Source organism: Streptomyces niveus, assembly GCF_001723055.1.
GTDB lineage: Bacteria > Actinomycetota > Actinomycetes > Streptomycetales > Streptomycetaceae > Streptomyces > Streptomyces niveus.
The window spans coordinates 1-12,135 of the sequence record NZ_MDCR01000238.1; the positions used below are offsets into that span (position 1 = coordinate 1).

A 12,135-nucleotide genomic window follows, 5' to 3' on the forward strand; every position below is an offset into this window, starting at 1 on the left:
CACCACACGGGCGCGGGCGGGACGCGGCGAGGAGCTGCTGTTCGGCGACGTCGACCCCGAGCTGCTGCGGGCCTCCCGCGCCGACAACCCGTATCTGCGCGACCGCCGCCCCGGCCTGTACGGCTCGCCGCACTGACCGCACCGTCGCCGTCCCGCGAGTCCCCGACACCTCTCCGCGTCCCCGCCCGCGCCCGTGTGGTGCCGTCGGGACCGGCCAGGCAGCTCAGCCCGACGAACTCGAACGCGGCCGGGCCCTCGCCCTCGGGCCCGGTCCGGTTCACGTACGCCACGTACATCTGGTTCTCGAAGGCGCGTACCGGGACGACCGATTCGGCGACGAACTGGAACGGGTGCATCTGGGCGGTGGGCACCAGCAGCAGATCGGTTCCGGCGAGGGCGTGGGCGCGTACGTTCTCCGGGAACTCGACGTCGTAACAGATCAGGATCCCGACCCGCAGACCGCCGAGTTCCGCCTGGACGACCGGGGTGTCGCCCGGCGTGAACCACTCCTGCTCGTAGCCGCCGAACAGATGGGTCTTGCGGTAGTCGGCGAGGGGTGAGCCGTCCGGGCCGATGAGGCGCGCGGAGTTGTGGAGGCGCGCACCGTCGCCCGCCCGCTCGGGGTAGCCGTACAGGACCGCGATGCCGTGCTCGTCCGCGATACGCGCCACGGCCTCGGCGGCCGGACCGTCGGCGGGCTCGGCCAGCCGGGACACGTCCGCGCCGATCGCGTAGCCGGTGAGGAACATCTCGGGGCAGACCAGCAGGCCGGCGCCACCGGCCGCCGCGTCACGCGCCGCGCCCGCGACGATCTCAAGATTCTTCGCGGGGTCACCGGGCCGGCCGGAGCTCTGGAGCAGGGCGATGCGCGACGACGGCATGGCAGACCTCGGGACGTCGTGGTGTTCGGGGGGACACATTGACGGTACGGCTCCGACTTCCGCCCCGACAAGGCGCCTCTGTTGCGTGTGGGCGGGGCAATCGTTGCGTGTTCGGGCCTGGATACGGCGATTCGTTGCGCCGCTGGTCGTAGCCGGTTCTCCGCCGTGCGACGGAGTGGGTGGGGACCGTGGCGGGACGCCCGGAGGGGGCCCGGCGCGGGACGGTGATCAGGCCCGGGAAACACCGGGCGCCGCCATCGGTACCGGGGGAACCGGTACTTCTGCGAAGGGGATTCCCATGAGTCTTGCCGCACCGCCACGGACCCGCCGCCGTACCCGCCGCACCCGCGCCCTGGCGGTGGGGGCCGCGCTGCTGATCGCCGGCGCCGTGGCCTCCACCGGCGGATCGGCGGTCGCGTCGCCGGGCGCCGGAGCCTCTGCCGGGGCGGGCGAGCGGAGTACGGCGCGCGAGGCGGCGGCCCTGACCGGGACCGCCAAGCTGTACCGCTCCCTCGGTGACGACATCACCTTCACCTTCGACGCCCACCTGGCGGCCGAGGACACCGACGACCCGTCCAAGGCCACCGGCACCTTCCGGTTCAGCCACCACCTGAACGGCGAGGGCGCCACGGCCGAGGTGGAGGTCGACTGCCTGGTCACCGGCGGGAAGGTGGCCGTCGTGAGCGGCGTCATCACCGAGTCCGACCTGGAGGGCGCGAAGGGCGAGCGGGTCGGGGTGACCGTGCACGACCTCGGGCGGAAGGACCGGCTCGGCTACAGCTGGGCGTCGACCGGGAGCCCCGCCGACCAGGGGCCACTGCCGAAGTGTGTGAGCTCCGCGCCGTTCGAGTCGGTCAAGGCGGGCACCGGCGACTTCAGGGTGCTGCCCTGGGAGCCGAAGCTCTGAGCGGATGAAGCGACTGACGCGGCTGAGGCGTCCGGGCGGCGCCCGTTGACAGCCGGGGCTCCCGCACAGGGGACGGGAGCCCCGGCGCCCACGGACTCAGCCGGGCGCGCCCGACGAGAAGCGCCTGAGCAGCGGTGAGAGCACCAGCACCGACTTCGTACGCTCCACGTACGGCTCCCCCGCGATCAGTTCGAGCACCCGCTCGAAGTGGCGCATGTCGGAGGCGAAAACCTGGACCAGTGCGTCCGCGTCGCCCGTGACGGTCGACGCCGACACCACTTCGGGGTAGCGCGACAGACCACGCCGGATGTCCTCCGGCGAGGTCTTGTGGCGGCAGTAGATCTCGACGAACCCCTCGGTCTCCCAGCCGAGCGCCGCCGGGTCCACCCGTACGGTGAAGCCGGTGATGGCGCCTTCGGCGCGCAGCCGGTCGACGCGCCGCTTCACGGCGGGGGCCGAGAGGCCGACCTCGGAGCCGATGTCCGCGAAGGAGCGGCGGGCGTCCTCGGCGAGGGCGTGCACGATGCGTTCGTCGAGCTTGTTCAGTCGCACTGCGGGCGGATCACTTCTCTGCGGTGGTGGCGGGTGCCGTGGCCGGCGGAGGGGGCGGCGCGCCCCGTATCCGAAGTAGACCATGGGGCCGACGCGCTCCCGCACCCGCGCGGGGGACGGCGTACCCCATTCGGTCCGGGACCGCCCGCGACACGGCTCCGCCGACCGTGCGGGGTGCACAACGAGGAGGGGACGACCCGGAACACCGGGTCGTCCCCTCCTCACGTACACACAGGTCAGCTGCCGGTCACTCCACGGCGAGCAGGCGCTCCCGCAGCCGCCCGGTGATCCGGGACAGCAGACGCGACACATGCATCTGGGAGACGCCCAGCTCCTGCCCGATCTCCGACTGCGTCATCTCCGCGCCGAAGCGCATCTGGAGGATCCACTTCTCGCGGTCGTCCAGCTCGTCGATCAGCGGCTTGAGCGCCTGCACGTTCTCCGCCGCCTCCAACTGCGCGTCGGGCGCGCCGAGTCGGTCGGAGAGCGGAGACGAGGACTCGGCCGTGTCGTCCGAGGGCATGTCGATCGAGCCGGCGGTGTAGCCGTTGCTCGCGACGACGCCCTCGATGATCTCGTTCTCGTCCAGGTCGAGGTGTTCGGCGAGTTCGGCCGTCGTCGGGGCGCGGTCCAGCCGCTGCGACAGCTCGTCCGTCGCCTTGGCGAGGTCGATCCGCAGCTCCTGGAGCCGGCGCGGTACGTGCACGGCCCAACTGGTGTCCCGGAAGAAGCGCTTGATCTCACCGACGATGTACGGGACGGCGAACGTCGCGAACTCCACCTCGCGGCTCAGCTCGAAGCGGTCGATCGCCTTGATCAGGCCGATGGTGCCGACCTGGACGATGTCCTCCATCTGGTCGGAGCGGTTACGGAAGCGGGTCGCCGCGTACCGCACCAGGGCCAGGTTGAGCTCGATCAGGGTGTTGCGGACGTACTGGTGCTCATGCGTGCCTTCCTCCAGCTCCGCGAGGCGGACGAAGAAGATCCGCGAAATCTCCCGTGCGTCCTTGGGTGCCACGTCCCCCGGGCTCTCCACATACGGAAGCCCCAGTTCCGCCATGTCGGCCTGCTGGGTTCCGTACCGCGTTCTGTCGGTCGGGACTGTGCTCGCCGTGGACACTGTGTCCTCCCCTGCTCCGTTGGACAGTGCACTGCCCGTGTACCCGGACCGAACCCAGTCATGTCTCCCGGATCGCGACCGGGATATGCCAAGTCCCGGCCGACGCGGCTGCGCCGACCGGGACGGCGTCCCGCGTACGTGGAAGAAATGCCTGGTCACAGCGGTACGAGCGCCCAACAGTGACCACCGTTCAGGCGCCGCGGAGGCGACGGAAATTCGTGCGGATCGACCGGCCGGATCGACCGGTTTGTCCGCGAATGCGTCCTAACCCCAGCTCACGTGAAGGGGCTTGCCCTCCGCGTAACCGGCCGCGCTCTGCACGCCGACGATCGACTTCTCCGCGAACTCCTCCAGCGAGTTCGCCCCGGCGTAGGTGCACGCGGAGCGGACCCCGGCGATGATCGAGTCGATCAGATCCTCGACACCCGGCCTTGCGGGGTCCAGGAACATCCGCGAGGTGGAGATGCCCTCCTCGAAGAGGGCCTTGCGGGCCCGGTCGTACGCCGACTCCTCGCTCGTACGGTTGCGTACCGCGCGTGCCGACGCCATACCGAAGGACTCCTTGTAGAGCCGTCCGTCGGCAGCCTGCTGGAGGTCGCCGGGCGATTCGTACGTACCGGCGAACCAGGAACCGATCATCACGTTCGACGCGCCCGCGGCCAGCGCCATCGCGACGTCGCGCGGGTGGCGGACGCCGCCGTCGGCCCAGACGTGCTTGCCGTACTTCTTCGCCTCGGCGGCGCACTCCAGCACGGCGGAGAACTGGGGCCGGCCCACACCGGTCATCATGCGGGTGGTGCACATGGCACCGGGGCCCACACCGACCTTGATGATGTCGGCGCCGGCCTCGATGAGATCGCGTACACCCTCGGCGGCCACGATGTTGCCCGCCACGATCGGCACCTTCGGGTCGAGCGCCCGTACGGCCTTGATCGCCGCGAGCATCGACTCCTGGTGGCCGTGCGCGGTGTCGACGACGAGCGTGTCGACGCCCGCGTCGAGGAGCTGCTTCGCCTTGCCCGCGACGTCGCCGTTGATGCCCACGGCGGCGGCGATACGCAGCCGCCCGTCCGCGTCGGTGGCCGGGGTGTAGAGCGTCGCGCGCAGCGCGGCCTTACGGGTCAGGATGCCGACCAGCTTGCCCTCGGCGTCGACGGCGGGTGCCAGCTTGCGGTTGGCGCCGTCGAGCCGGTCGAACGCCTCGCTCGGGTCGATGTCGGCGTCGACGAGCAGCAGGTCCTTCGACATGACCTCGGAGAGCTGGGTGAAACGGTCCACCCCGGTCAGGTCGTGGTCGGTGACGACCCCGACGGGGCGCAGGCCCCCGTCGACCACGATTCCGGCACCGTGCGCCCGCTTGGGCAGCAGGGACAGGGCGTCACCGACGGTCTGCGTCGGCGCCAGGATGATCGGGGTGTCGAGCACGAGATGGCGTGTCTTGACCCAGCCGACGACCTCGGTGACGACCTCTATCGGGATGTCCTGGGGGATGACGACGAGGCCACCGCGCCGGGCGACGGTCTCCGCCATGCGGCGGCCCGCGATCGCGGTCATGTTGGCGACGACGAGGGGGATGGTGGTGCCCGTGCCGTCGGGTGCGGCGAGGTCGACGCCCTGCCGGGAGCCGACGGCCGACCGGCTCGGCACCATGAACACATCGTCGTACGTCAGGTCGTACGGCGGCTTCAGATCATTGAGGAAACGCATACCGACTCTCTCACCTGCGGTTCTACGGAAAGGGCGGGTGGGGAGTCAGCTCCGACCGGTGACGGTCCCGGCTGCGGCTCCTACGTCATCATCGCCGATGGCACGCGTTTCTGGCGAACCGGCGGTGTGCTTTCCGTACCATCGGCCGACCGGCGCCGGGGGCGCTCGTAGCTTCGCCCGAAGGGGCGGCCACGAACGGCCTCACTCGCCGTCCGGGTCCGCGCGCTCCAGGGCCGGGCGCGGTCCCGGCTCGAAGTCGTGCAGCAGGAAGTCGGCGGCGGCGGTGTCGGTGACCAGGCTCGTGACGAGTCCGGAGCGCAGGACAGCGCCGATGGCCGCGCCCTTGCGCTGACCGCCCGCGATCGCGACGACCTCGGGGATACGGCGCAGCCGGTCCGCCTCGACGGTGATGCAGCGCTCGCCCAGATCACGCCCGACCCGGCGGCCCTCCGCGTCGAAGAGGTGCGCGGACATCTCGGCCTCGACACCGAGGGACGCGTAGTGCGAGCGCTCCTCGTCGGAGAGCATGTCGTGGACCGTGGAGATCCCCGGCTCCCAGGAACCGATGGAGACGGCCGCGACGGTGACCTTGTCGAAGTACTCGAAGGCGCGGGCGATCCCGGGCTGGGCGCGGAGCGCGGCGGCCGTCGCCGGGTCGGGCAGCAGCATCGGGGCGTAGATCGGGTGCGCCTCGCCGCCGGAGACCTGGGCGGCGCGGCGTACGGCCTCGACGGAGCCGCGCTCGGCGGTGCCCGCGTCGTACACGCCGGTCAGCTGGACGACGGTGCAGGGCGGCAGCCGGTCGAGGGCCGCGGCCATGTGGATGGTGGAGCGGCCCCAGGCCAGCCCGAGGATGTCCCCCTCCACGACCAGCTCGCCGAGGAGGTCGGCGGCGACCTCGCCGAGGTTCTCGGGGTCGGGCGACTCGTCGGCGGCCTCGGCGGGCGACTCCACGACGACGGCGTTCCGCAGGCCGTAGCGGGCGCGCAGGGCGTCGGAGCGCTCGGCGTCCAGCTCGGCGGGGACCCGGATCTCGATCCTCACGAGGTCACGTTCGAGCGCGGTCTCCAGGACCCGGGCCACCTTGAAGCGGCTGACGCCGAACTCCTCGGCGATCTGGATCTTGGACTTGCCCTCCAGATAGAAGCGCCGGGCCATGGCCGCCGCCTGCACCAGTTCCGCGGGTCCCATGCGCAGGGCCGGCCGACCCGCCGACATACCAGACACCGCGATCTCCTCACTGCTGTTCACACTCTGGACGCGCTCTCATCCTGTCAGATTCGGCGGTCCTTGATCAGCCCGGTTGGGCGGCGTTCATGAAGCCGTGGCCCGTCGGCCGCGTGGTGTTGTGGCCAGGACACGCCCTAGTGGGCGCAGGCCCAGCCGGCGGAGGCCGTCGCCTCGTTGGCCTGGTTGCGCAGCATCCGTACGGCGGCGGCCGGGTCGTCCGTCCCGTACACGGCCGAACCCGCGACGAAGACGTCCGCGCCCGCCTCGGCGCACCGCTCGATCGTCTCGGCCGAGACACCGCCGTCGACCTGGAGCCACAGCTCGAGTCCGTGCTTGGAGATCAGCTCCCTGGTACGGCGGATCTTCGGCAGCATGATGTCCAGGAAGGCCTGCCCGCCGAAGCCCGGCTCGACGGTCATGATCAGCAGCATGTCCAGCTCGGGGAGCAGGTCCTCGTACGGCTCGACGGGCGTCGCCGGCTTCAGCGCCATCGAGGCGCGCGCGCCCTTGGCGCGGATCTCGCGCGCCAGCCGTACGGGGGCCGCCGCCGCCTCCGCGTGGAAGGTGACCGAACCGGCGCCCGCCTCGACGAACTGCGGTGCCCAGCGGTCGGGCGCCTCGATCATCAGATGGCAGTCCAGCGGAATATCCGTCGCGCGGGCGAGCGCTTCGACCACCGGCACTCCGAGGGTCAGGTTGGGCACGAAGTGGTTGTCCATGACATCGACATGGAGCCAGTCGGCGCCTTCGACGGCTTTGGCCTCTTCGGCCAGACGGGCGAAATCGGCGGACAGGATGCTGGGGTTGATCTGAGCCATGTGCCAAGCCTGCCATGCTCCGGGCGACTTCCCGGCCCCGATCGCCCGCCTTCGGGCCCGAAGGCGGGCACAGTCCGCGCAATCCTCGCGATTCAACGGGTCCGTGTGCGGAACAACGGCTTTTTCACGCAAAGGGCCGGGGGCGACCCGCCGCTCAGGCCGTACGGCGCAGCAGCGCCAGATACATCGCGTCCGTGCCGTGCACATGCGGCCACAGCTGGACGTCGGGTCCGTCCCCCAGCGCGGAGACACCGGGCATCAGCGGCCGGGCGTCGACCCACTCGGCCTCGGCGGCGGGGCCGCCCCTGCCCTTCAGTACGTCGTCCACGACGGTGCGTGTCTCGGCGAGGTGCGGGGAGCACGTCGCGTAGCCGACGACTCCGCCCACGCGTACGGCCTTCAGCGCCTCGCGCAGCAGCGAGCGCTGGAGCGGCGCGAAGCCCTCCAGGTCCTCGGGGCGCCGCCGCCAGCGGGCCTCCGGGCGGCGGCGCAGGGCGCCGAGTCCGGTGCACGGGACGTCGACCAGGACGCGGTCGAAGACGCCGGGGCGCCAGGGCGGGCGGGTGCCGTCGGCGGTGATCACCTGGTACGGGCCGGGGTTGCCCGCGAGCGCGCGCTCGACGAGGCGCGCCCGGTGCGGCTGCTTCTCGGCGGCGAGCAGGTGCGCGCCGCGTTCGGCGGCCAGTGCGGCGAGCAGCGCGGCCTTGCCGCCGGGGCCGGCGCAGCCGTCGAGCCAGCGTTCGTCGGTCCCGTCCAGCGGCGCGTTGGCGAGCGCCAGGGCGACGAGCTGGCTGCCCTCGTCCTGGACTCCGGCCAGCCCCTCGCGTACGGCGTCGATGGCGCCCGGTTCGCCGCCCTCGGTGAGCCGGACCGCGTACGGGGACCAGCGTCCCGGCAGGCCGGACTCCTCGCCGAGGGTGTCGAGCAGGTCGTCGGCGGAGATCCGGCCGGGGCGCGCGACGAGCGTGACCTCGGGGCGTTCGTTGTCCGCTTCGAGCAGGTCCTCGATGCCGCCCCGGCCGCCGCCGAGCGCGTCCCAGAGCGCGGAGACGACCCACCGGGGGTGGGAGTGGACGACGGCGAGGTGGTCCTCGGCGTCCTCGTCGTACGGCGGTGCGACGCGCTCCACCCAGGTGTCGAGGTCGTCCCGGGAGATCTTCCGCAGGACGGCGTTGACGAACTTCGCGCGTCCGTCGCCGAGGACGACACGCGCCAGCTCCACGCTCGCCGACACGGCGGCGTGGGTGGGGATACGGGTGCCGAGCAACTGGTGGGCGCCGAGGGCGAGTACGTCCAGCACGGGCGGGTCGACCTGGCGCAGCGGGCGGTCGATGCAGGCGGAGATGATCGCGTCGTACGTGCCCTGGCGGCGCAGCGTGCCGTAGACCAGTTCGGTGGCGAGCGCCGCGTCACGGGTGTCGAAGTCGCCGGTCTCTCTCGCCTTCTTCAGGAGGGGCGGGAGGACGAGGTTGGCATAGGCGGCGCGTTCGTCGACGGCCCGCAGTGCCTCGAAGGCGAGGATCCGCACGGGATCCTTCTTGGGACGGCGGTAGGACTTGCCGGGACTCCGACGTGCCTGCTCGTTCAAAGGTGCTCCGCAAAGGTTCTACGCGTGGAAGCCGGTGCTCGGGAAGGTGCTGTTGGCGCCGGCGGAAGGGTGCTGTTGCTTCAGCCTACGTCCGCGGCGCCGCCGGCCGCGCCGAGCCGTTCACCGGGGGCGATCCGCACGCCGCGCGCCCAGTCGGCGGCCCGCATCGGCTTCTTGCCCTGCGGCTGGACCCAGAGCAGTTCGACGCCGTACGAGCCGGTGCCGACGTGCACGGAGTTCTTGCCGACGGCGGGCTCGCCGGGGGCCAGGCCGGTGCGGTCGGTCGCCGGCGCGACCTGGATCAGCTTGAGGCGTTCGCCGCGGAAGAGGGTCCAGGCGCCGGGCGCGGGGGTGCAGCCGCGTACGACCCGGTCGACGCGCAGCGCGGGCGCCGTCCAGTCGACCTGCGCGTCCTCGACGGTGAGCTTGGGCGCGAGCGTGATGCCCTCGGCGGGCTGCGGTACGGCCTTGAGCGTGCCGTCCTCGATGCCGTCCATGGTGGCGGCGAGCAGCCCGGCGCCGGCGAAGGCGAGCCGGGTGAGCAGGTCGCCGCTGGTGTCGGTGGGCCGTACGTTCTCGGTGATCACCCCGTACACCGGACCCGAGTCCAGCCCTTCCTCGATGAGGAAGGTGGCGGCGCCGGTCGTCTCGTCCCCGGCCATGACCGCGTGCTGTACGGGGGCGGCGCCGCGCCACGCGGGCAGCAGCGAGAAGTGCAGATTCACCCAGCCGTGCGCGGGGACGTCGAGCGCGACGCGCGGCAGCAGCGCGCCGTAGGCGACGACGGGACAGCAGTCGGGGGCGATCTCGCGCAGCCGGGCCAGGAACGCCTCGTCGCGCGGTTTGGCCGGCCGGAGGATCTCGATGCCCGCCTCTTCGGCGCGCTGGGCGACGGGGCTGGCGACGAGCCTGCGGCCCCGGCCCGAGGGTGCGTCGGGGCGGGTGACGACGGCGGCGACCTCGTGCCGGTCGGAGGCGATCAGTGCGTCCAGGGCGGGTACGGCGACCTCGGGGGTGCCTGCGAAGACGAGCTTCACTGCGGGACTTCCTCGCTCTCTCGTGCGGCTTGCGGTCCGTCGGGGCCGGCGCGGGCGTCGGCACCGGCGCGGTCGGGGACGGACAGCGCACCAGTCTATGGGTCCGTACCAGCTCGGGCGGACCTCGCGGGCAGGGGGCGTACGGGAGCCCGTACGCCCCGCGCATATGCGCATACGCCCCCGCAGCGTGACCACAACGGCCGGTGGCGCGTTGTCAAGAGAGATTGACCACAAACGGGCCGCCCGGTGCGGCCCGATCCGTTTCAACGCCGGTTCGAGAGGCTTGTTCATGGCCGACCACGCAACCCACGACGCACAAGCCCGGGCAAATCTGCACCTGTTGGTGCGGGACATCGAGCGCGTCCGCCGGCAGGTGGACGCATTGCGCACTCTCACAGCCCAGTTGGGCAACGTCTACCGCCCGCGCCGCTCAGGCCCCTCGACGGGCTTCGTCGTCTACGGCCGGGCACCAGCCCCGACCGTCCGTCTCGCGCAGGAGTTGCGGGACAGTGTCGAGAGCCTGGTGACGGCCGCCGTGGACTTCGACCGCTCGCTGGGCTTCTCGTGGGACGCGGTCGGCTCGGCGCTGGGTGTCACCAAGCAGGCGGTGCACCGCCGTTACGGTACGAGGCGGGCCGCCCAGCAGGCGGCCGTCGCCGAGGGGGACCGCCCGCAGGATCCCGCGCAGGGCGTCGTCCCGGCCGTCCCCGCGGCGCGCTCCATGCCACCGCAGCCGGCGGTGGCGGCGCAGCCGCTCCGCGAGGAGGCACGTCCGGGTGCGTTCCCGGGCCCGCGCAACGGCTGACGCCGCGGCCACCGGACCCGCCGTGTCGGCGGCGGGTCCGGCACCCGGTGACGGGCCGTACGCCGGCCGGTCGCGTCAGCCGATGTCGGGAGGGTCGATCCGGATCCGCACCGGCTCTCCCCCACCACGGGCCAGCCGGTTCGCCTGGGCCGACTTCAGGGCCGCCGCCAGCGCCGCCCCGCTTCCCGGCGGCACCCGCAGCAGCGCGCGCTCCCACAGCTCGCCCGGGGGCGGGTCACCGGTCCTGCGGGGCCGGGCCGGGTCGGTGAGCGGCAGCGGGACCGGCCCCAGGACCTCGGCGTCCGGCGGCAGTTCGGCGGCGGTCAGGAACGCGGCCACCGCCTCGGGCCCGCCGGTCACCGCCGCCATCCGGGACACCGGCGGAAAGCCCAGCTCCGCCCGCTCGGCCAGCTCGCGCTGGGCGTGGCCCACCGGATCCCACCGCACGAGCGCCTGCACGGGCCGCAGCGTCGGCTCGGCGACGACCACGACCGTGCCGCCGTCGTCCTGCCCCCGGACCAGCGAGGCGGCGTGCAGCCAGCGCCGCAGCGCCTCCTCGCCCGCCCTCAGGTCGGGCCGGCCCAGCATCGCCCAGCCGTCGAGGAGCAGCGCCGCCGCGTAGCCGCCCTCGGCGACGGGCTCGGCGCCGGGTGTGCTCACCACCAGCGCGGGGCGGCCCGGCACGGTGTCGAGGATGTGGTCACGGCCCGAGGTGCGCACCGGGACCGCGGGGAACGCCCGGCCCAGCTCCTCCGCCGTACGCCGGGCCCCCACGACGCTGGCACGCAGCCGCGTACCGCCGCACTCCGCGCAGCGCCAGGCCGGCTCGCCGCGCCCGCACCACGCGCAGTGCAACTCCCGCTGCTCAGGGGCCTCCAGGGGGCCCGCGCAGTGGCGGCACCGGGCGGGCGCCCGGCAGCGCTCGCAGCCCAGCCGGGGCACATAGCCGCGCCGTGGGACCTGTACGAGGACCGGGCCCGCCTTGAGCCCGTCCCTGACGGCCTGCCAGGCGAGACTCGGCAGCCGGGCCGCGCGCGCGGCCTCGTCGCGCGCCAGCTCGGCGTCCCCGACGGTCCGCACCAGGGGCGCGGCGCCGCGCAGCCGCTCGCGGTAGGCGGTCATGGGCAACGCCCAGCCGGTCTCGACCAGTTGGGCCGCCTCCACGGTGCAGCCCGTACCGCCCAGCAGGAAGGCGCACCTGTCGTGCGCGGCCCGCAGCAGCAGCACCTCGCGGGCGTGCGGCAGCGGGGCGTGCAGTTCGCTGTGGCTGGAGTCGCCGTCGTCCCAGATGGCGACGAGCCCCAGGTCCCGTACGGGGGCGAACATCGCCGCGCGGGTCCCCACGACGGCGCGCACCGCGCCACGCCGGACGGCGAGCCACTGGCCGTACCGCTTCTGCGGTCCCGCGTCGGCGGTGAGCAGCGCGTGGTGTCCCTCGCCGAGCAGCGCGATGAGCGCGGTGTCGACGCGGGCGGCCACCCGGCCGTCCG

The 12,135-nt window shown here is 73.0% G+C and carries 11 protein-coding genes; 2 read left to right on the top strand and 9 right to left on the bottom strand.

From position 1 onward, the window contains the following. Positions 1 to 881, bottom strand: an 881-nt coding sequence (locus tag BHU15_RS25520) for a carbon-nitrogen hydrolase family protein (protein ID WP_107422924.1), incomplete at its 3' end; no start/stop codon positions are given. 298 nt (positions 882 to 1,179) lie between these two features. On the opposite strand from BHU15_RS25520, the gene BHU15_RS25525 reads away from it, so the two are divergent. Next, the gene (locus BHU15_RS25525; RefSeq protein ID WP_069629336.1) at positions 1,180 to 1,788 is read left to right on the top strand and encodes a Repetin; all 609 of its coding nucleotides are present in this window, start codon (positions 1,180 to 1,182) and stop codon (positions 1,786 to 1,788) included. Positions 1,789 to 1,884: 96 nt separating this feature from the next. Here the strand turns inward: BHU15_RS25525 and BHU15_RS25530 are convergent, their stop codons facing one another. The 7 genes from BHU15_RS25530 to fmt form a co-directional block, all read right to left on the bottom strand. After that, complete coding sequence (locus tag BHU15_RS25530; RefSeq protein ID WP_023543000.1) at positions 1,885 to 2,340, bottom strand: Lrp/AsnC family transcriptional regulator; 456 nt, start codon at positions 2,338 to 2,340, stop codon at positions 1,885 to 1,887. 247 nt (positions 2,341 to 2,587) lie between these two features. Next, entirely contained in the window at positions 2,588 to 3,460 is an 873-nt protein-coding gene (locus BHU15_RS25535; protein WP_069629337.1) for an RNA polymerase sigma factor SigF, read from the bottom strand. Positions 3,461 to 3,724: 264 nt separating this feature from the next. Beyond that, positions 3,725 to 5,167 carry a GuaB1 family IMP dehydrogenase-related protein gene (locus BHU15_RS25540; protein ID WP_069629338.1) on the bottom strand — a complete coding sequence of 481 codons (1,443 nt, stop codon included), beginning with the start codon at positions 5,165 to 5,167 and terminating at the stop codon, positions 3,725 to 3,727. A 201-nt stretch (positions 5,168 to 5,368) separates the two neighbouring features. After that, entirely contained in the window at positions 5,369 to 6,418 is a 1,050-nt protein-coding gene (locus BHU15_RS25545; RefSeq protein ID WP_171907084.1) for a sugar-binding transcriptional regulator, read from the bottom strand. Between the two features lie 113 nt (positions 6,419 to 6,531). Continuing rightward, positions 6,532 to 7,215: a ribulose-phosphate 3-epimerase gene (gene rpe / locus BHU15_RS25550; protein WP_069629339.1), complete on the bottom strand. Its 684-nt coding sequence runs from the start codon at positions 7,213 to 7,215 to the stop codon at positions 6,532 to 6,534. 154 nt (positions 7,216 to 7,369) lie between these two features. Beyond that, a complete protein-coding gene (locus BHU15_RS25555; protein ID WP_069629340.1) occupies positions 7,370 to 8,803 on the bottom strand; it encodes an RsmB/NOP family class I SAM-dependent RNA methyltransferase in 1,434 nt (477 codons plus the stop codon). 80 nt (positions 8,804 to 8,883) lie between these two features. After that, on the bottom strand, positions 8,884 to 9,840 hold the full coding sequence (gene fmt / locus BHU15_RS25560) for a methionyl-tRNA formyltransferase (protein ID WP_069629341.1): 957 nt from the start codon (positions 9,838 to 9,840) through the stop codon (positions 8,884 to 8,886). 289 nt (positions 9,841 to 10,129) lie between these two features. Between fmt and BHU15_RS25565 the strand changes: the two genes are divergently transcribed. Then, positions 10,130 to 10,645 (top strand): hypothetical protein, encoded by a 516-nt coding sequence (locus BHU15_RS25565; RefSeq protein ID WP_023542993.1) that lies wholly within the window; start codon positions 10,130 to 10,132, stop codon positions 10,643 to 10,645. Between the two features lie 75 nt (positions 10,646 to 10,720). Here the strand turns inward: BHU15_RS25565 and BHU15_RS25570 are convergent. After that, the coding region (locus BHU15_RS25570; RefSeq protein WP_069629342.1) for a primosome assembly protein PriA at positions 10,721 to 12,135 on the bottom strand (1,415 nt) is incomplete at its 5' end.

Coding starts and splice junctions, on each gene's coding strand:
- rpe (WP_069629339.1), bottom strand. CDS start 7,215: ATGGCTCAGATCAACCCCAGCATCCTGTCCGCCGATTTCGCCCGTCTG.
- BHU15_RS25565 (WP_023542993.1), top strand. CDS start 10,130: ATGGCCGACCACGCAACCCACGACGCACAAGCCCGGGCAAATCTGCAC.
- BHU15_RS25540 (WP_069629338.1), bottom strand. CDS start 5,167: ATGCGTTTCCTCAATGATCTGAAGCCGCCGTACGACCTGACGTACGAC.
- BHU15_RS25525 (WP_069629336.1), top strand. CDS start 1,180: ATGAGTCTTGCCGCACCGCCACGGACCCGCCGCCGTACCCGCCGCACC.